This window comes from Salinispora vitiensis (genome assembly GCF_000378825.1).
GTDB classification, from domain to species: Bacteria; Actinomycetota; Actinomycetes; order Mycobacteriales; family Micromonosporaceae; genus Micromonospora; species Micromonospora vitiensis.
This window is the reverse complement of the sequence record NZ_KB900388.1, coordinates 4,500,870-4,520,050: the sequence shown is the minus strand read 5'-3', so window position 1 is coordinate 4,520,050 and position 19,181 is coordinate 4,500,870. Positions and strand designations below refer to the sequence as shown.

Here is a 19,181-nt window from a genome sequence, read left to right as displayed (position 1 = left end):
TTATCCGGTACCGGCCTTGTAGCCCACGCCGCGCACGGTGAGGATGATTTCCGGGCGTTCCGGATCTGGCTCGATCTTGGCCCGGAGCCGCTGGACGTGCACGTTGACCAGGCGGGTGTCGGCGGCGTGCCGGTACCCCCAGACCTGCTCCAACAAGACCTCCCGGGTGAAGACCTGCCGTGGCTTGCGGGCGAGCGCGACCAGTAGGTCGAACTCCAACGGCGTCAGCTTCACCTCCTCGCCGTTCCGGCTGACCGTATGCGCCGGCACGTCGATGGTGATCTGGTTGCCCGGGGGACCAATGGTGAGCAGTTCGGGGGCGGCATCCTCGCCCCGGCGTAGCCGGGCCCGCATCCGGGCCACCAGTTCCTTCGGCTTGAAGGGCTTCACCACGTAGTCGTCCGCCCCGGACTCCAGCCCTAGGACGACATCCACCGTGTCGCTCTTGGCAGTCAGCATGACGATCGGCACACCCGACTCGCCCCGGATCGACCGGGCCACGTCAATGCCACTCATGCCCGGCAGCATCAGATCGAGCAGCACGATGTCCGGCCGGTTCTCCCGGAACGCGGCCAGGGCACGTTCGCCGTCAGCCACGAACGAAGGCAGGAAGCCCTCGCTGCGCAGGACAATGCCCAGCATCTCGGCGAGTGCGGGGTCATCGTCAACCACCAGTACCCGAGCTCTCATGGGATTAATCTTCCATCCCCATCTCCGTCATGGGATCCACGTCCGCCTCCGTGGCGGGATCCACGTCCGCTGGCACCGATGCCGTCGGCCGCCGTTACCCAGCACCCCGCGGCCCGGACGTCACCGTCGGCCGCACGGTCGGCTGGTCGGACCAGCCTGCCACCATGATCCCTGGGTACGCCCACCGGCGCCAGTACCGAAGGTGGGATCCGGTGCTCACCCGGGCTAGCGGCGGACAGCAGCGGCCGCCCGGGAGGCGGCGGCAGCGGCCAGCCCCGGGGCTGGCCGGCCCCGCCCGGTCGGGCGGCGCCGGCCAGCACACGAGATAGCCAACCGTGCTGGGCGTCGCGCCTCAGTAGCGGTAGTGGTCCGGCTTGAACGGACCCTCCTGCTCCACCCCGAGGTACGCCGCCTGCTCCTTCGTCAGCGTTGACAGCCGCGCACCCAGCGCGTCCAGGTGCAGCCGCGCGACCTTCTCGTCCAGGTGCTTCGGCAGCACGTACACGCCCGTCGGGTACTCGTCGGTCTTCGTGAACAGCTCGATCTGAGCGATCGTCTGGTCGGCGAAGCTGTTGGACATCACGAACGACGGGTGGCCGGTCGCGTTGCCCAGGTTCAGCAACCGCCCCTCCGAGAGCACGATCACCGCGTGCCCGTCATCGAACCGCCACACATCCACCTGCGGCTTGATGTTCTCCCGCGTCACATCCGTCCGACGCGCCAGCCCTGCCATGTCGATCTCATTGTCGAAGTGCCCGATGTTACCGACGATCGCCTGGTGCTTCATCCGCGCCATGTGCTCGTTGGTAATCACATCGAAGCAACCGGTCGCCGTGATGAAGATATCGGCGGTCTCCACCACGTCTTCCACCGTGGCGACCTGGTAGCCATCCATCGCCGCCTGGAGCGCACAGATCGGGTCGACCTCGGCCACCACCACGCGGGCTCCCTGGCCACGCAGCGATTCCGCGCACCCCTTGCCCACGTCGCCGTAGCCGATGACCACCGCCACCTTGCCACCGATCAACACGTCGGTGGCCCGGTTGATCCCGTCGACCAACGAGTGCCGACACCCGTACCGGTTGTCGAACTTGCTCTTCGTTACCGCGTCATTAACATTGATCGCCGGGAACAGCAGCGAGCCCGCCCGGTGCATCTCATACAAGCGGTGCACACCCGTGGTCGTCTCCTCCGTCACGCCACGGATGCCGCTCGCCAACCGGGTCCACTTTCCGCCGTCGCGCTCCAGCGACTGACGCAGCAGGTCAAGGAAGACCGTGAATTCTTCGCTGTCGCTGGCCTCCGCCGCCGGCACCGCACCGGCCCGCTCGAACTCGACGCCCTTGTGCACCAGCATTGTGGCGTCGCCACCGTCGTCGAGGATCATGTTCAGACCCTCGTCACCCGGCCAGGTCAGCGCCTGCTCGGTGCACCACCAGTACTCCTCCAGCGACTCGCCCTTCCAGGCGAAGACCGGCACACCCGCCGGCGCCTCCGGGGAGCCCTCCGGACCCACCACCACGGCGGCAGCGGCATGGTCCTGGGTGGAGAAGATGTTGCAGGACGCCCACCGGACCTGCGCTCCCAACACCACCAACGTCTCGATCAACACGGCCGTCTGCACGGTCATGTGCAGTGAACCCGAAATCCGCGCACCAGCCAACGGCCGCGACTGCCCAAACTCCTGCCGAAGCGCCATCAAGCCCGGCATCTCATGCTCCGGGAGCCGAATCTCCTTGCGCCCAAACGCAGCAAGCGACAGATCCGCAACCTTGTAGTCACCGTCGGAGACGGTGGTGGGCTGGGACGTCCCGCTGGCGGACGCCGGAAGGGTGCTGGTCATGAAGTACTCCTGTCGACGATGTGCAGCGCGATAAACACCTTACGCGCGCGAACCGGCCGACCGCGCCCCTCCCCGGACAGCGCACGGGGCGGCCGGCACCGGAACGAACGCTTCGCCCCTGGTCCGACCGCCCCGCACATCCCCCCGGTTTGGTTCCCCACACGCCGCCGCAACCGTCGTCACGACAACGCTGTACCCAAAGAGTCACATTGCTATCCCGGCAAGTCAAGCTATTCCGGAAAAATCGGACTTACGGGTTGCGGGGCGTCCGGCTCAGCGCAGCCCAGAGCTCGCCACGTACGCCTCACCCGTACCCGCGATCCGCAGCTCGCTGGCGGCAGCCGGGCTCACCGCGGCCTGCCCCGGCCCCAGCTCCACCGACCCGGCACCGTCGTCCACGGTGAGGGCGCCGGCACTGCAGAGCACCACCCGCGGCCCGACCAGCGGCACCGTCACCTCCGCCCGATCCGAGCCCACCTGGACCTGATGCAACGCGAAGTCATCCACCGGCACCGGCCAGCAGACCACCCCCGGCGCGACCGGCACCGCCCGCACCACCGGATCGTCCAACACCTCGAACCGCAGCACCCGCAACAGTTCGTCGACGTCGATCCGCTTCGGCGTCAACCCCCCGCGCAGCACGTTGTCGCTCGCCGCCATGATCTCCACGCCGGTTCCGCGCAGGTATGCGTGCAGGTTTCCGGCCGGCATCCAGATCGCCTCCCCCGGCGCGATCCGCACCCAGTTGAGCAGCAGCGCCACCAACACACCGGGATCGCCCGGGTAGCTGTCGGCGAGCGACCGGGCCAGCCGCGCATCCGGAGTGTCCAACGCCGCCGACGCCACCGCCGCCACCAACCCCGCACGCTGATCGGCGGGGAAGGTCAGCAGGAGACGTACCGCGTCGGCGAGACCCGCCGGGCCCGTCCGCAGGGCGGCCACCACCGGCTCCAGCGACGGTACGCCGAAGGCGGCGAGCACCTCCGCGGACTCCGCCGGAGCGCGGAACCCGCAGAGCGCCTCCATCGGGGTCAGCGCCACCAGCAGCTCCGGCTTGTGGAACGGATCAACGTAGTTGCGCTGCCCCGCCTCCCGCGCCGCATCAGCGGCGTGGCCGGCGCGGGCCTGCTCCGGATCGGGATGGGCCTGAAGACTGAGCGGCGCGTCGGCGGCCAGGACCTTGAGCAGGAACGGCAGCCGAACGCCGAACCGGTCAACGACCTGCTGGCCCAGCCAGTGCCCCGGCTCGGCCGACAACAACTCGACCAGACTGACCCGGGCCCCGTCCCGGTCCACGCTGGCCGGTGCGCCCGGATGCGCACCCAACCACAGCTCCGCCTCCGGCTCCGGACTCGGCGTGGGTCGCCCCTGAAGGGTGGCGATCGCCGAGCGAGAGCCCCAGGCGTAGTTCCGGATCGGCCCGTACAACAATTCCATGGGTCAACCCCCAGACAGCCCGGCGTTCTCGCCGGGTTCACTTACGGTCCGCTCAGCACCAGACGCGACAAAGACGTCCGGCTCCAGATAGATCACCCGAGCAATCGGCACGGCGGCGCGGACCCTTGCCTCCACCGCGTTGATATCCCGGGCCAGCTCCTCGGCGCTCCCAACCGCGGTAACGGCGATCTTCGCCGCCACCATGAGCTCCTCGGGGCCGAGGTAGAGCGTCTTCATGTGAATGATTCGCTCCACCTCGCCGCCGGCCGTCATCGCCCGCTCGATTGCCTGGATCTCATGCTCCTCGGCACCCTCACCGAGGAGCAGACTCTTGGTCTCGATGGCGAGGATGACCGCGATCACCACCAGCAGGACACCGATCATCGCGGTACCGGCGGCGTCCCACCGGCCATCGTTGGTTACCAGGGTCATGCCGACCCCGAAGAGCGCGAAGATCAGACCGACCAGCGCACCCAGGTCCTCCAGGAGCACCACCGGCAGCTCGGGAGCCTTGGCCCGCCGGACGAACCGCACCCAGGACTGCTTTCCCCGGACGCGATTCGACTCCTGGATCGCGGTCCGGAAGGAAAACGCCTCCATCACGATGGCGCTCACCAGAACCACGACCGGCACCCACTGCCAGCTTTCGATACCCTCCGGGTGCGACCACTTGTGGTACGCCTCGTACAGGGCGAAGAGGCCACCGACGCTGAACAGCACGATGGCCACGATGAACGCGTAGATGTAGCGTTCCCGGCCGTACCCGAACGGGTGCTGTGGGGTGGCGGCACGCTTCGCCCGCCGCCCGCCGAGCAGCAGCAGGCCCTGATTGCCGGCGTCTGCGACCGAGTGGATCGATTCGGCCAACATCGACGACGAGCCGGTCAGCAAGAATGCGACGAACTTTGTTACCGCGATACCTGTGTTGGCCAACAGCGCGGCCATGATTGCCCGCGTCCCACCACCGGCGCTCACGTCCCCGCCCCGCTTCGCTGGGTCGCGCCGACCCTACCTGCGCTCACTGATTGGCCAACTCCTTCATCTCGGTGACTGCGGGAACGGCCATCGGATCCAGGCCGTGTGCCAGGGCAAGATAGATCGAGGCGAAGTCTGGCACCGCGACCAGCGAGGCGAGCCGCTCCAGCGCCGAGCCGCCTTCGGCGGTGACCACGTCCACCCGCACCCCCCGCCGCTCGGCGAGGGTCTGGACCGCGTCGGCACGCCGCTCCTCAACCGCGAGCGGCTCGTCGGCGTCGTCCTCCGGGTTGAGGCCGCCGTCGCGCAGCAGCACCAGCCGCAGCCGAGTCCCCACCGCCGCCGTGAGGTCAGGATCGGCGAAGATGTCCCGCTCCCCCTCGGCCAACCCGCCGAAGACCCCGTCGAGCAGGCCGACCCGGCCGCGCCCGGCCTCGCCGAGCGCCCCGGAGACAACCGGGTACCGGGCATTCGCCGAGAGCGTGTCGCCGAAGCGGCGGGCCGCGACGGTTGCCAGCGGGGACGACCCCCAGACGATCGGAATCGAGCCGGCCAGACCCAGCGCGAGGGACTTGGCCGGATTGACGAAGGACTCGGCGGACGACCGACACCGGTCAGCCTCGGCGTCCAGGCGGGCGGCGGTCTCCGCCAGATCCGCCTCGTTGACCTTGACCAGACCGAGCATCCGGGCGGCCAGCAGCACCGGCACGGTCAGCGCCCAGAGACTCGCTCGCGCCGGGGCCCGTCGGGGTACCGGGATGAACGGCGCCCGGGCCCGCTCCGCGACCGACTGTAGCCGGGAATCCGGGGCACCGACCGCGACCAGGCGGGCGCCCCGCCGGTGGGCCGCCTCGGCCGCCCCGAGCGCCTCCGGGCTACGGCCGGAGGCGCTGACCGCGATCACCACGTCGGCGGCGCCCACCCAGCCGGGCACACCGGCACTGCGATGGGGGATCACCGGCACCGGGCAGCGCGGCCCGGCGACCGTCGCCAGCACGTCACCGGTCCGCCCGGCCGTGCCGATTCCCGCGATAACCACCGCGCGCGGACGACCCTCGTCGGCCAGCACCGACAGGTTGGCCTCGGCGGCGAGGGCGGCCGACTCGCGGACCTGCGCCCCGCCGGACGCGGTGTGCCGCAGCATCCCACCGGGGTCCCGCTCGGCGAGCGCGGCCAGATCGTCTAGCCGGGCCTCGTCGACGTCCCGGTGGCCGCTGACGCCAGCCGTGCCGTCGATCACGACCGCTCCGCCGGGCCGCCGCGCGCCTCATCGAGTAGGAGCACCGGCACATCGTCGCGGACCTCGAAGATCCGGCCGCACTCGGTGCAGGTGAGCGTCTGCGCGTCGGCGTCATAGTCGAGTGGGGCGTGGTGTGTGTCCGGGCAGGCGAGAATCTCCAGCAACTGCGGATCCAGGGCCACGGCGCGGCTCCTTCCACCTCTGGGTTACCGGTCGGGGGCGCCGACCGGCGCACGGGATCTTATCGGCGAACCCGGTCGAGCACCGCATCGCGGAGCGAGGCCATGCGTTCCCGGGTCGGGGCTTCGACGTTGAGCCGCAGCAACGGCTCGGTGTTGGAGGCCCGTAGGTTGAACCAGGCGCGGTCGGCGAAACGCAGGGTGAGGCCGTCGGTCTCGTCAACCTCCGCGTCCGGGTACGCGGCCCGCACCTCGGCCACCCGCGCCGCCTGGTCTTCGACGGTCGAGTTGATCTCACCGGAGGCGACGTACCGCTCGTACTCTCCGGCCAGCACCGACAACGGCAACGACTGCTCGCCCAGCGCTGCCAGGGTGTGCATCGCGGCGAGCATCCCGGTGTCGGCGAACCAGAAGTCCCGGAAGTAGTAGTGCGCGGAGTGCTCGCCGCCGAAGATGGCGTTGGTCCGGGCCATCTCGGCCTTGATGAACGAGTGCCCGACCCGGGACCGGACGGGTTGCCCACCGTTCTCCCGGATGATCTCCGGTACGGCAGCCGAGGTGATCAGATTGTGGATCACCGTCGAGCCGGGGTGCTTGGCCAGTTCCCGCGCGGCGACCAGCGCGGTGATCGCCGACGGCGACACCGGCTCCCCACGCTCGTCGACCACGAAGCAGCGGTCCGCGTCGCCGTCGAAGGCCAAGCCGATGTCCGCCCCGCCGGCCCGCACGGCCCGTTGCAGGTCGACCAGGTTCTTCGGGTCCAGCGGGTTCGCCTCGTGGTTGGGGAAGGTGCCGTCCAGCTCGAAGTAGAGCGGCACAATCTCGAGCGGCAACGCGGCCAGCGCGGCATCGCCGAGCACCGTCGGGACCGTGTAACCGCCCATGCCGTTACCGGCATCCACCACGACCTTCAGCGGTCGAATCCGGGTCAGGTCAACCAGCTTGCGCAGGTACGCCGCGTAGTCAGCGAGTAGGTCGCGCTGCTGGACCGGCGCGCTCGCCCCACCCGCCGGCGGGGCCGCACCCTCGTCCAGCAGCGCCTGGGCCCGCGCCCGGATCTCGGCCAGACCGCTGTCCTGCCCGATCGGACGCGCTCCCGAGCGGCACATCTTTATGCCGTTGTACCCGGCCGGGTTGTGGCTCGCCGTGAACATCGCCCCCGGCAGGTCAAGCGATCCGGAGGCGTAATACAGCATGTCGGTCGAGGCCAGGCCCAGCTCGATGACCGCACGACCGGCGGCCCGGACGCCGGTGGCGAAGGCCGCCGCGAGCCCGGGGCCGCTGTCCCGCATGTCGTGCGCGATCAGCACCGCGTCACCGGGTTCCCCGCCAGTGTTGAGAACCTGGGCGAAGGCGGCGCCAAGCGCCTCCGCGACCTGTTCGTCCCACTGTTGCGGCACCACCCCACGCACGTCGTAGGCCTTCACGATCTGGGACAGGTCAGTCACCGTGCTCCGCTCCTCGCGCTGGCGTCGTCAACGGCCTGAGCGTATCGGAGCACGGACGATTGCTCCGGCCCAGCCGAAGAGCTGGCAGTACCCGGCTCAGTCCGGCAGCCGGGGGATGAACCGGGTACGGTCGTCCGGCGCCGGCGCGCCCGGCCCGCGCTGGCCGGGAATTGGGGGCACCGGCGGGGTGCCCGGCGGCTGACCGGGGCCGGCATATCCGAACCCAGCAGGGGGGTGGGTGCCGCCGACGGGGACCGACCGGTCCTCCCGGAACCGCCGGACCAGCAGGATGATCAGGACGACGCCGACCGCGAACATGGCCAGGCCGGCGTAGAGAAAGCCCGAACCGCCGGACGACCGCGCCGGTGCCGCGCTGTCCGCGTCACCCCCCGGATCGGATACCGCGTCAACGGCCGTTGACGCCGCCGTAGTTGCGGCCTCCGTCGCCACGACGGTCGGCACCGGCGCGGCGCTGGGCGTCGGGGCCGCGGCGGGGCTACCGCCGGTCACCTTGGCGTCGTCGGAATCTCGACCGATCACCTGGCCGTCCGGGCTGACGGCCTCACCGACGACGGTGAGCTGCCCGTCCACCGTGTCCGCCGCGAATGCCACCTCGTACCGCAGCTTGACGCGCTTGCCCTTGCAGAGCTGTGGGTTCTCTGGTGTCGTCGCGGCGGTGGCCACCCCGCCCCGGCCGGCGGAGAGCTCCACCGGAAGCCACCTACCCCCGGCATTGACCTGCACCCGTACCTGATCCGTCCGGAGGCCGTCGAGGTATAGGGTGAGCGCGGCCTGCGGCTGCACGCAGCCCTCGGTGCGCTTGTGCACCTCGACCACGACCTCCTCCGCCGAATCACCGGCCTTGAACTTCCCGGCCGCGCTGACCCGCACCGAGTCCTCGGCGGCCAGCGCGGGCGACACGCCGAGCGCCAGCAGGGTGCCGGCACCCACGAAGACCGCCGCGAGCCGTGCCGTGGACTGCCAAACCGCCATGATCACCTCGCCGTTCGTCCCTGCCCTGGGTCGCCGGTCAGGCTACTACCGCGAACAATTGACGCGTGGCCCGCCGGCGTCCCGCGGCGTCGGGCCGCCGGCCGACGCGGCAGCACGACCAAGCTGTCGCAGACCTAACCGGCGATCCCGGTGAGGACCAGGACCCGGGGTTCGGTGTAATCGTCCATCGCACTGCGAACCCCCTCCCGCCCGACGCCAGAGCCCTTCACCCCGCCGTACGGCATCTGGTCGGCCCGGAACGACGGCACGTCGCCGACGATCACCCCACCCATCTCCAGCACCTGCCCAGCCCGGAACGCGGTGTCCAGCCGGTGGGTGAAAACGCCCGCCTGCAACCCGTACGCCGAGTCGTTGACCGCGGCGAACGCGGCGTCGTCGGTGCTCGCCCGGGCGATCACCAACACCGGCCCGAACACCTCCTCCACACTGACCTTGGCGTCCCTCGGCACGCCGGACAGCACCGTCGGCGGGAACGCGGCCCCGACCCGGCGCCCACCGACCTCGACGGTGGCGCCCGCCGCGACCGCCTCGTCCACCCACTCCTCGACCCGGCGGGCGGCTGACTCCGAGACCAGCGGACCGACCTCGGTCAGCTCGGACGAGGGATCACCCGTGCGCAGCGCGCGCACCGCCGCGACGAGGCGGGGTAGGAATCCGTCGTAGAGCCACTCGTGCACGTAGACCCGCTGCACCGCGATACAGGACTGGCCGGCCTGGTAATTCGAGAACGTCGCGATCCGCTGCGCGGCGTAGGTCAGATCCTCCTCCGTGCTCCAGTCCTCGCAGATCACCACGGCCGCGTTGCCGCCCAGCTCCAGGGTGACGTGTTTCTCCGGTACCGAACGGCGGATCGCCGCGCCGACCGGGCCGGAGCCGGTGAACGACACCACCGGCAGCCGCGGGTCGGCGACGAGGCCGGCGGCCTGCTCGTTGGGGAGCGGCAGGACCGAGAACATCCCCTCCGGCAGGTCGGTCTCGGCCAGCAGCTCACCGAGGAGCAGTGCGGACAGCGGAGTGGCCGGTGCCGGTTTGACGACGATCGGTGCGCCGACCGCGATCGCCGGTGCGACCTTGTGCGCCACCAGGTTCAGCGGAAAATTGAACGGGGAGATCCCCAGCACGGGGCCCCGTGGTGCCCGCCGGACCAGCGCCAGCCGGCCGGCGGCGGCCGGCTCGGTGTCCAGGCGCTGCAGCTCACCGGAGAAGCGCCGGGCCTCCTCGGCGGCCCACCGGAACGTCTCGACCGCCCGTCCCAGCTCGGCGCGCGCCCACTTCACCGGCTTGCCGTTCTCGGCGGTGATCAGTGCCGCCACCTCGTCGGCCCGCTCGGCGAGCCGCCGGGAGACATGCTCCAGAGCCGCCGCGCGCCGGTAGGCGGGGAGGGCCGCGGCGGTCGGGGCCACCGCGGCTGCCGCCGCGACGGCGGCCTCGACCTGGTCACCGGTGGCGAAGGTCGTTCGCCCGACAACACGGCCATCGTACGGATGGCGCACGGTCAGCTCCTGCGCCCCGTGGGCGGGGCGGGAGGCGACATAGAAGGCTGCGGACTCCACATCTCGCAGCGTAGACGACACACCACTTGGCGATCCGGGGTGAGCTGGGTCACGATGGGCGCCAGGAGGTCGCCGATGGCTGACCCGTGGCTCGCCCTGCAAATCGGCGTCGATCCGGCGGAGCGGATCGCGCAGGTGGGTGCCGCCCACGCGGCCTTTCTCACCGGAGCGACGCCGCAGCGGGTCCGGGAGGTGGTACGCCGGTCGTGGGAACGGTCGATGCCACTGGACCCGGAGGGCACCCCGCCGGTTGACCTCGTTGACGACATGCTGGAGAGCTACCGGTCCGGGCACCCGCTAGCCCCGGTGCTGCCGATCTTCCGAGACCTGCTCGGTGGGATCGCCCAGGACGGCGCACACCTGATGGCGGTCTGCGACACCCACGGCCGGCTGCTCTGGGTGGAGGGGCATCCGGGGGTACTGCGCCGGGCCGAACAGATGAACTTCGTGCCCGGTGCCCGCTGGGACGAGACGCACGCGGGCACCAACGCACCCGGCACCGCGCTCGCCATGGACCACAGCGTGCAAATCTTCGCCACCGAACACTTCAGCCGCCGCGCCCAGCGCTGGACCTGTGCCGCCGCGCCGATCCATGATCCGGCCACCGGTCGAATACTCGGGGCGGTCGACATCACCGGTGGCGATCACCTCGCCACTCCTCATAGCCTGGCCCTAGTCCGGGCCACCGCCCGGGCCGCCGAGGCGTTCCTGGCCGGGATACCCCAGGTCGAGCCGGACGTGGTTCAGGTGGCCGCGCTCGGCCGGGACGAGGCCCAGCTACGGGTCGGTGGCCGCCGGATTCGGCTGGGCCGGCGGCACAGCGAACTGCTGGTGTTGCTGGTGGACCACCCGGAGGGGCGCACCGGGGAACAACTCGCCCTCGACCTGTACGGCGAGGACCGGCTGCACCCCGTCACCCTCCGGGCCGAGCTGTCCCGGCTACGCCGCGTACTCGGCCCGGAGTTGCTCGACTCCCGCCCGTACCGACTGCGCTGCCGGGTACGGGCCGACTTCCGTACCGTCACCGACCGGCTGGAACGCGGCGACCCGGCGGGTGGGATCGACGCGTACTCCGGGAGCCTGTTGCCCGGCTCGGATGCGCCGGGAGTGGCCCGACTGCGCCGGCTGGTCGACGGACAACTCCGGGCGGCCGTGTTGGCGGCCGCGGATCCGGCACTGCTCGTCTCCTGGACCGCGACCCCCGCCGGCACGGACGACCTGACCGCCTGGGAGGCCTTGGCGCGGGCACTGCCGCCGGGCGCCCCGCGTCGGCCGCTCGCCCTGGCGCGGGCCCGCCAGCTCGCCCGGGAGTACGGCGTCCCGCGTGCAACGTCGCTGCAACGTCGAGAAACATAGGTTCGATGCCGTCCACTCCTCGTCGACGGCGGAGGTACTCATGACGCGTTACGACGCGCCCACCCACTGGCAGTCCCGCTACGACCACTTCATCGGCGGCGAGTACGTCAAGCCGCATGGCGGGCGGTACTTCGAGAACCCGACCCCGGTGACCGGGCAGCCCTTCTGCGAGGTGGCCCGGGGTACCGCCGAGGACGTGGAGCGGGCAATCGACGCCGCGCACGGCGCCGCCGCGGCCTGGGGCCGTACCCCGGCCGCCGACCGCGCCCTGGTGCTCAACCGGGTCGCCGATCGGATGCAGGAGCACCTGCAGGCCCTGGCAATCGCGGAGACCTGGGAGAACGGCAAGCCGATCCGCGAGACACTCGCCGCCGACATCCCGCTCGCAATCGACCACTTCCGCTACTTCGCCGGCGTGATCCGGGCCCAGGAGGGCTCCCTCGCCGAGATCGACGATGACACCGTCGCGTACCACTTCCACGAGCCGCTCGGTGTGGTCGGGCAGATCATCCCGTGGAATTTCCCGCTGCTCATGGCGACCTGGAAGCTCGCCCCGGCACTCGCCGCCGGCAACGCGGTGGTACTCAAGCCCGCCGAGCAGACGCCCGCGTCGATCCACTACCTGCTGTCCTTGGTGGCTGACCTGCTGCCGCCGGGTGTGGTCAACGTGGTCAACGGTTTCGGGGTCGAGGCGGGCCGACCGCTGGCCTCCTCGCCGCGGGTGGCCAAGGTGGCCTTCACCGGCGAGACCACCACCGGGCGGCTGATCATGCAGTACGCCAGTGAGAACATCAAGCCGGTCACCCTGGAGCTGGGTGGCAAGAGTCCGAACATCTTCTTCGACGATGTCAGCGCCGCGTCGGACGACTTCCGCGACAAGGCGCTCGAGGGTTTCACCATGTTCGCCCTGAACCAGGGCGAGGTCTGCACCTGCCCGTCGCGGGCGCTGATCCAGCAGGGCCACTACGCCGACTTCCTGGCGGCGGCCGTCGCGCGGACCCGGGAGATCCGGCCGGGGCACCCGTTGGACAGCGCGACCATGGTCGGCGCGCAGGCGTCCAACGACCAACTCGAGAAAATTCTTTCCTACCTGGACATCGGCCGGCAGGAGGGCGCCCGGGTGCTGACCGGTGGCGCACGGGCGCAGCTGGACGGTGAGCTCTCCGGTGGGTATTACGTCGAACCAACGATTTTCGAGGGCAGCAACTCGATGCGGATCTTCCAGGAGGAGATCTTCGGCCCGGTGGTGTCGGTGACCTCCTTCGCCGACCTTGACGACGCGGTAAAGATCGCCAACGACACCCTGTACGGGCTCGGTGCGGGCGTCTGGACTCGGGACATCAACACGGCCTACCGGGCAGGACGGGCTATCCAGGCAGGCCGCGTCTGGACAAACTGCTACCACGCGTACCCCGCACACGCCGCGTTCGGCGGGTACAAGCAGTCCGGAATCGGCCGGGAAAACCACAAAATGATGCTGGACCACTACCAGCAGACCAAGAACCTGCTGGTCAGCTACGCCCCGAAGAAGTTGGGCTTCTTCTGATGAGCGACCTGGTAGCCGTGACCCCCGCAGCGGCCGAGCTGATCCGGTCGCTGCGGGGGCAGCACGGACCGTTGATGTTCCACCAGTCCGGTGGCTGCTGCGACGGCAGCGCGCCGATGTGCTACCCCGCCGGCGAGTTCCGCACCGGCTCGTCGGACATTCGGCTGGCCGCGCTGACGGTGGCGGGCGTGCCAGAGCCAGTCGAGTTCTGGATCTCGCGCGCCCAGTGGGACCTCTGGCAGCACACGACGCTCACGATCGATGTCGTCCCCGGCCGTGGCAGCGGTTTCTCCCTGGAGGCCCCGGAGGGCCTGCGTTTCCTCCTTCGCTCCACCCTTGCCCGCCGCGCTAGCGACTCCTCGGGCGAGCCACGTCAACCACGCCAGACCGCTGGATCGCCGTCTCCGCCGACCGCCGGTGGCGGTGGCGGTGGCGGTGGTCAGTGACTGGGGGGAATCACGCGGAGGTGACCGCGACGCCCGGTGGTTGGCGCCCCGGCCCCGGGGTCGGTGTCGTCCTCCGGGGGGCGCGGGGCTACCGGGCGGGCTGCCTCGCGGACCGCCTCGGCGAGCGCGACCAGGTCGTCGGTCGTCGGCGGCGGCGGCTCGAACTCCCCCTCGTGCCGGACCACATCCCAGCCCCGCGGCGCGGTCAGACTGCGCGCGTGCGGCTCACAGAGGTCGTACGTGTGCGGCTCGGCGAAAGCAGCCAACGGCCCCACCACGGCGGTGGACTCGTGGTAGACATAGGTCAATGTGGCGACTGCTTGCCGGGGGCAGCCGTTTCGGGTGCAGCGCCGTGGTGACCTCACCGCGGCAGGGTATCTCCATTACCGGCTCCGGCGCACCGGTTCGCGACCCGACACGCCCGTCTTGGTGATCACATTTCAGCCATTCGGATCCGGCGCGCCAGTGCGCCCCGGCTGCCGTGGGACAGCGCTTGCCGGAGACTACCCTGGGCGCATGGGAAGCCCGGAACACCGCCGCCCCGGCACCGGCCGGCGCAACCGCCGCGACCGTCATGGACGTGGCCTGCGCGGTCGTCTGGTACCGGCGACGGTACCGCTGGCCCGAACAAAGGCCGAGGTCTTCGATGAACTGGTGCTGGACACGGTGGAGACCCTCGAACGGCGATTCGCCAAGGAACTCGCCGGCGTCGAGTTCGCGGTGGAGGATGTGCCGCCGGAGCTGAATGTCTACGACTCGGACGTGCTCGAGGACGGCGCTGTGCCCCTCGCCCGCCTGCTGCCGGGGCGACCGGGCCGGCAGGAGATGCCGCCGCGAATCGTCCTTTACCGCCGGCCGCTCGAGTTTCGGGCGATGGACCGTGAGGACCTGGCCGACTTGGTCCACGACGTGATCATCGAACAGGTGGCGAACCTACTCGGAGCCGACCCGGACGAGTTGGCCTGAGCTCGGCCGCAGTGGCTGGACCGCGCGGGGCCACGGCGGCGGTCCGGGGCAGCCCCCACTACCCCGGATCCACCCTGTTGTCAGGCGGCACGCCGCTTGAGCCGGCGGCGCTCCCGCTCCGAGAGACCGCCCCAGATACCGAACCGCTCGTCGTGACCAAGCGCGTATTCAAGGCACTCGGTCTTGACCTCGCAGCGCGAGCAGATCCGCTTTGCCTCACGGGTCGAGCCGCCCTTCTCGGGGAAGAACGCCTCCGGATCGGTCTGCGAGCAGAGTGCCCGCTCCTGCCACTCCGGCTCGTTTCCGAGCAGGTCGGCCGCTTCGAGCTGGCCGTCCATCCAAATGCCTCCTTGTCGCGCACCGGCGTCATCGCCGCTGCAACCCCCCACGCGAAAGGCGTGTTGTCCGTCCGGTACCGAAATGCAGTGTTTCGCGAACAACCCCAGTCAAATTACACGCGCGTCATTCGTGCGCCGTCAAGCCAAACTTGATATTGGGGTTGCCCTCCAAACCTCACCCGGTCCGGCCCATCCGGTCTCCCGGCCTCGCAACCTGCCATACCGATTCAGACCCCCGCTGGGTAACGCCCGCCCCGGCGAGTTGCCAGATTTTTCTCCGTGGCGCGACATCGAACACCCGTCCAGCCAACCCACCGAACCAACTCGTTGATCTTGATGCCGCCAAGGCTATCCCGCCGGCACCTTGCCCGCGGTCCAGGGTGACCGAGGGGTGCAACCAGAATCCACCTGATGGACAGTCGATGAGACTGGGAGTGAGCATGACCCCTAGCCAGGCCACCGAAACCTCGACCAGGCACGAAAAGGCGGAACTCGTCCACTAAGGACGTACATCGTGGACGCCTGGCTCGACTCCCAACAAGCGGAACGGCGACCTACGGAAGTCCCCCGGCGGGCCACCGCCGGCCCCGGTTCCACGGCCGGCGGTGGGGAAGGTCCGGCGCTACCCGGCCCGGTGGCCGTACGCGGTTGTTCGCTTGCTCGCTGGCCGCCCGGCCGCTGCCGCAATCGCGACCAACTGTTCCTCGGTCCGGGCCGACCCGTTGCCGGAGCCCGCCATCCGGGAGATCGTCTCCTCCATCAGGGTGCCGCCCAGATCGTTACAGCCGCCGCGGAGCAGCTCGGCACTCCCCTCGTCACCCAACTTCACCCACGAGCACTGAATGTTGTGGATCCGACCGTGCAGCAGCAGCCGAGACATCGCGTGTACCACCCGATTCTCCCGCCAGGTAGGCCCCGGACGGGCGATCCCCGCCAGGTAGATCGGGGCGTTGGTGTGTACGAAGGGCAGCGCGACAAACTCGGTGAAGCCACCCGTACGGTCCTGCGTTTCGGCCAACACGCGGAAATGGGTAAGCCACTGCGCGGGATGGTCAACATGCCCGTACATCATCGTGGAGCTGGACCGAATCCCCAGCTCGTGGGCGGTGGTGACCACCTCGACCCAAGCGGCCGTCGGTAGCTTGCCCTTGGTGAGAACCCAGCGCACCTCATCGTCGAGGATCTCGGCGGCGGTACCCGGGATGGTGTCCAGCCCAGCCGCCCGCAACTCGGTCAGCCACTCCCGGATGGACACACCCGCCTTACCGGCCGCGGTCACGACCTCCATCGGGGAGAAGGCGTGCACATGCAGCCCCGGCACCCGGGTCTTGATCGCCCGCACCAGGTCGGCGTAGGCCGTCACCGGCAGCTTCGGGTCGATACCCCCCTGGAGGCACACCTCGCTGGCTCCGGCCTGCCACGCCTGCTCGGCCCGGTCCGCGATCTGGTCAACCGAGAGCCGGTACGCGTCGGCGTCCCGCTCGCGCTGCGCGAAGGCGCAGAAGCGGCAGCCCACGTAGCAGACATTGGTGAAGTTGATGTTTCGGTTGACCACGTAGGTGACCTCGTCGCCGACCGCGTCGTGGCGTACCTCGTCGGCGATTCGGCACAGCTGGTCCAACGCCGGGCCGTCCGCCGCGAAGAGCGCCAGCGCCGCAGCGGTCTGCTCGGGCTCCAGCAGCGCCGCCGGATCGTCGGCGGCGAGGCGCAGACCGGCCCGCAGGTCGTGGTCGCCGACCCCGACGGTCGCTCCGGCGCCCACCCGGTCGGCCACCATCGACCAGTCGCCGTAGACCTCGTCGAAGTCGCCCCGCCGATCGGCGGTACGGCCGGTGGTGTCGATGGTGGTGTGCAGGTCCACCCGCCCGCCGTAGACCTCGTCCGGCTCCTGCCACGGCCGCCCCGTCAGACGGGCGGTGGGCACCGCCAGCCCGGTCGCCGGGTCCGCCAGGGCCGCAACGTGCGGCAGCAGTCGCGGATCGAGCCACGGGTCACCGGCGCGGATGTACTCCGGGTAGATCGTCAACCGTTCCCGCAGCGCGAATCCGGACTGCTCGGTGCGGCGGGACAGCTCGTCGAGCTGCGGCCAGGGCCGCTCCGGGTTGACGTGGTCCGGGGTCAACGGCGAAACGCCGCCCCAGTCGTCGATGCCGGCGCGCAGCAGCAGGTCGTACTCGCCGGCGATGAGGTTCGGTGGCGCCTGGAGGCGGGCCCGAGGACCGAGCAGCACCCGGGCCACCGCCACGGTGGCGGCGAGATCGTGCAGCTCCGCGTCGGGTATCCCGCGCATCGCGGTGTCCGGCTTGGCCCGGAAGTTCTGCACGATCACCTCCTGGAGGTGGCCGTACTCCCGGTGGGACCGACGGATCGCGAAGAGCGCCTCGACCCGCTCAGCCGGGGTCTCCCCGATCCCGATGAGGACACCGGTGGTGAAGGGAACATTCACCCGACCGGCGTCGGCAAGCACCCGCAGTCGAACCGCCGGCTCCTTGTCCGGCGAGCCGTAGTGCGGGCCTTTCGGGGAGGACCACAGCCGGGTGGCGGTGGTCTCCAACATCATGCCCATGCTCGGCGCGACCGGCTTGAGCCGCTGCAGTTCGGACCAGCTCAGCACCCCCGGGTTGAGGTGTGGCAGCAGGCCCGTCTCCTCCAGCACGGCCACCGCGCAGGAGCGCAGGTAGTCCAGGGTCGAGTCGTAGCCACGCTCGTCCAACCACTGGCGCGCCGCCGGCCAGCGCTCCTCCGGGCGGTCACCAAGGGTGAACAACGCCTCCTTGCAGCCGAGCTCCGCGCCCTGCCGGGCGATCGCCAGCACCTCGTCGCGGTCGAGGAACGCCGCCGGCAGCCGGTGCGGCACCGTGGCGAAGGTGCAGTAGTGACACCGGTCCCGGCAGAGTCGGGTGAGCGGAATGAAAACCTTCTTCGAGTACGTCACCACTCCGGGCCGCCCGGCCGCGCGCAGCCCCGCGTCCCGGATCGCCCCGGCGACCCGCAGCAACTCGTCCAGCGCGGCACCCCGGGCGCTCAGCAGTGCCGTCGCCTCGTCGGCGTCCAGCGCCCGCCCGGACGCCGCTCGACGTAGGGCCCGCCGCACACTCGCCTCGGTGGGGGCCGGCTCCGTGCGATCAACCATCCGCTCAGCGTAGGCGCTCCACCCGCCTCCCCGCCCTGCCGGTTTGATCACTGGGCGCCCCGGACCGCCGCGGGCCGGGGCCGACGTGGTCAGTCGGGGCTGTCGGACGGATTGATCCGCCGGGTGCGGTCCTCGTCGTGCGACGGCGCCGGGGGCTCAACGGACTGGCGGGGGATGCCCTGGTTCGGCTCCGCCGCTGGCGGTTGCCCGAACGGTGGGGACGTCCCGGCGTGCGGCGCAGCCGGCTGGCCGTAGACCACACCGGGCTGGGGCGGAGCGGGCTGGGGCGGAGCGGGCCAACCAGCGCCCTGGCTCGGGCCGGGCCAACCAGCCCCCTGGCCGGCACCGGGCCAACCAGCGCCCTGGGCCGGGCCGGGCCAACCAGCCCCCTGGCCGGGCCAACCGGGCTGCCCGCCCGGCTGCCCACCGGGGGGCGGAGCCGGCCAGCCGGGCTGGGGAGCACCGTAAACCCCGGGCTGGGGCTTGGGCTTGGGCACGTAGTAGAGCCGCCGCCAGATCCGATACACCATGAACCCGGCGACCAGCAGCAGCCCCAGCCCGGCCAGCTGGCTCAGGAACCCGAGGAAGGCCTCGAGCAACACCGCCGAAACAAGCCGGTCAACGGACCAGATCAGGAAGGTCAGGGTGCCGAAGAACGCGCTGAAGGCGTACTGGCCCAACGCCACCTGGGTGATCAGCTTCGCTCGAGGAAGCACCGGGTGCAGGTGGGTGGCGAGCAGGACCGCCAGCAACGGCAGGACGACCACCTCGATGCTCGTGAACGTGGCGGCCGCGCTGCCGGCCCGCCCGGCGGCGGAGGTGGCCGAGGTCAGGAGCCGAAGCAGGCCGACAAAGAGGAGCAGGGCGTTCGCGCCGAGGAGCACGAGCGCCGCCGGCTCACGCAACGGCTGGGTCAGTTGACGGGCCGGCGTCGGCTCGGTGGACGCCGGTTCGACAGGGCTGGTCACGGTATCCCCCTACGAGCGGAAGCGGGCAACTGCCGAAGTGAGCCTAGTC

The 19,181-nt window shown here is 70.5% G+C and carries 17 protein-coding genes; 4 read left to right on the top strand and 13 right to left on the bottom strand.

Translation table 11 applies throughout. From position 1 onward, the window contains the following. The 9 genes from mtrA to SALPAC2_RS0121395 all read right to left on the bottom strand — a co-directional run bounded on the left by mtrA (nucleotide 1) and on the right by SALPAC2_RS0121395 (nucleotide 10,379). The gene (mtrA, locus tag SALPAC2_RS0121435; protein ID WP_011904877.1) at nucleotides 1-690 is read right to left on the bottom strand and encodes an MtrAB system response regulator MtrA; all 690 of its coding nucleotides are present in this window, start codon (nucleotides 688-690) and stop codon (nucleotides 1-3) included. A gap of 352 nt (nucleotides 691-1,042) precedes the next feature. Further along, entirely contained in the window at nucleotides 1,043-2,533 is a 1,491-nt protein-coding gene (gene ahcY, locus SALPAC2_RS0121430; protein WP_018218677.1) for an adenosylhomocysteinase, read from the bottom strand. Nucleotides 2,534-2,806: 273 nt separating this feature from the next. Continuing rightward, nucleotides 2,807-3,970 carry a mannose-6-phosphate isomerase, class I gene (manA, locus tag SALPAC2_RS0121425; RefSeq protein WP_018218676.1) on the bottom strand — a complete coding sequence of 388 codons (1,164 nt, stop codon included), beginning with the start codon at nucleotides 3,968-3,970 and terminating at the stop codon, nucleotides 2,807-2,809. A 3-nt stretch (nucleotides 3,971-3,973) separates the two neighbouring features. Beyond that, nucleotides 3,974-4,945: a cation diffusion facilitator family transporter gene (locus SALPAC2_RS0121420; protein ID WP_026184991.1), complete on the bottom strand. Its 972-nt coding sequence runs from the start codon at nucleotides 4,943-4,945 to the stop codon at nucleotides 3,974-3,976. Between the two features lie 43 nt (nucleotides 4,946-4,988). Beyond that, complete coding sequence (locus tag SALPAC2_RS0121415; RefSeq protein ID WP_018218674.1) at nucleotides 4,989-6,185, bottom strand: SIS domain-containing protein; 1,197 nt, start codon at nucleotides 6,183-6,185, stop codon at nucleotides 4,989-4,991. Continuing rightward, nucleotides 6,182-6,367 (bottom strand): Trm112 family protein, encoded by a 186-nt coding sequence (locus SALPAC2_RS0121410; RefSeq protein ID WP_018218673.1) that lies wholly within the window; start codon nucleotides 6,365-6,367, stop codon nucleotides 6,182-6,184. The genes SALPAC2_RS0121415 and SALPAC2_RS0121410 overlap by 4 nt, the downstream gene beginning before the upstream one ends. 59 nt (nucleotides 6,368-6,426) lie before the next feature. Beyond that, entirely contained in the window at nucleotides 6,427-7,812 is a 1,386-nt protein-coding gene (locus SALPAC2_RS0121405; protein WP_018218672.1) for a phosphomannomutase/phosphoglucomutase, read from the bottom strand. Nucleotides 7,813-7,908: 96 nt separating this feature from the next. Then, entirely contained in the window at nucleotides 7,909-8,811 is a 903-nt protein-coding gene (locus tag SALPAC2_RS0121400; RefSeq protein WP_018218671.1) for a hypothetical protein, read from the bottom strand. A gap of 128 nt (nucleotides 8,812-8,939) precedes the next feature. Next, nucleotides 8,940-10,379 carry an aldehyde dehydrogenase family protein gene (locus SALPAC2_RS0121395; protein WP_018218670.1) on the bottom strand — a complete coding sequence of 480 codons (1,440 nt, stop codon included), beginning with the start codon at nucleotides 10,377-10,379 and terminating at the stop codon, nucleotides 8,940-8,942. A 75-nt stretch (nucleotides 10,380-10,454) separates the two neighbouring features. Between SALPAC2_RS0121395 and SALPAC2_RS0121390 the strand changes: the two genes are divergently transcribed. Genes SALPAC2_RS0121390 through SALPAC2_RS25240 form a run of 3 tightly spaced genes read left to right on the top strand, consistent with a single transcriptional unit; the run spans nucleotide 10,455 to nucleotide 13,727 of the window. After that, nucleotides 10,455-11,735 (top strand): GAF domain-containing protein, encoded by a 1,281-nt coding sequence (locus SALPAC2_RS0121390; protein ID WP_018218669.1) that lies wholly within the window; start codon nucleotides 10,455-10,457, stop codon nucleotides 11,733-11,735. Between the two features lie 40 nt (nucleotides 11,736-11,775). Further along, nucleotides 11,776-13,281 (top strand): acetaldehyde dehydrogenase ExaC, encoded by a 1,506-nt coding sequence (gene exaC / locus SALPAC2_RS0121385; protein ID WP_018218668.1) that lies wholly within the window; start codon nucleotides 11,776-11,778, stop codon nucleotides 13,279-13,281. Further along, nucleotides 13,281-13,727 (top strand): DUF779 domain-containing protein, encoded by a 447-nt coding sequence (locus SALPAC2_RS25240; protein ID WP_018218667.1) that lies wholly within the window; start codon nucleotides 13,281-13,283, stop codon nucleotides 13,725-13,727. The genes exaC and SALPAC2_RS25240 overlap by 1 nt, the downstream gene beginning before the upstream one ends. Here SALPAC2_RS25240 and SALPAC2_RS0121375 read toward each other — a convergent pair. Then, the gene (locus SALPAC2_RS0121375; RefSeq protein ID WP_026184990.1) at nucleotides 13,721-14,092 is read right to left on the bottom strand and encodes a DUF3499 domain-containing protein; all 372 of its coding nucleotides are present in this window, start codon (nucleotides 14,090-14,092) and stop codon (nucleotides 13,721-13,723) included. The genes SALPAC2_RS25240 and SALPAC2_RS0121375 overlap by 7 nt on opposite strands. 151 nt (nucleotides 14,093-14,243) lie before the next feature. Here SALPAC2_RS0121375 and SALPAC2_RS0121370 point away from each other — a divergent pair, with 151 nt between their 5' ends. Further along, nucleotides 14,244-14,693, top strand: a complete 450-nt coding sequence (locus tag SALPAC2_RS0121370; RefSeq protein WP_018218665.1) for a metallopeptidase family protein — start codon at nucleotides 14,244-14,246, stop codon at nucleotides 14,691-14,693. Between the two features lie 80 nt (nucleotides 14,694-14,773). On the opposite strand, the gene SALPAC2_RS0121365 is transcribed toward SALPAC2_RS0121370, so the two are convergent. The 3 genes from SALPAC2_RS0121365 to SALPAC2_RS0121355 form a co-directional block, all read right to left on the bottom strand. Then, on the bottom strand, nucleotides 14,774-15,031 hold the full coding sequence (locus tag SALPAC2_RS0121365) for a WhiB family transcriptional regulator (protein ID WP_018218664.1): 258 nt from the start codon (nucleotides 15,029-15,031) through the stop codon (nucleotides 14,774-14,776). Between the two features lie 622 nt (nucleotides 15,032-15,653). Next, nucleotides 15,654-18,164: a bifunctional FO biosynthesis protein CofGH gene (locus tag SALPAC2_RS0121360; RefSeq protein WP_018218663.1), complete on the bottom strand. Its 2,511-nt coding sequence runs from the start codon at nucleotides 18,162-18,164 to the stop codon at nucleotides 15,654-15,656. Nucleotides 18,165-18,253: 89 nt separating this feature from the next. Next, entirely contained in the window at nucleotides 18,254-19,132 is an 879-nt protein-coding gene (locus SALPAC2_RS0121355) for a hypothetical protein (protein WP_018218662.1), read from the bottom strand. Nucleotides 19,133-19,181: the final 49 nt, after the last annotated feature.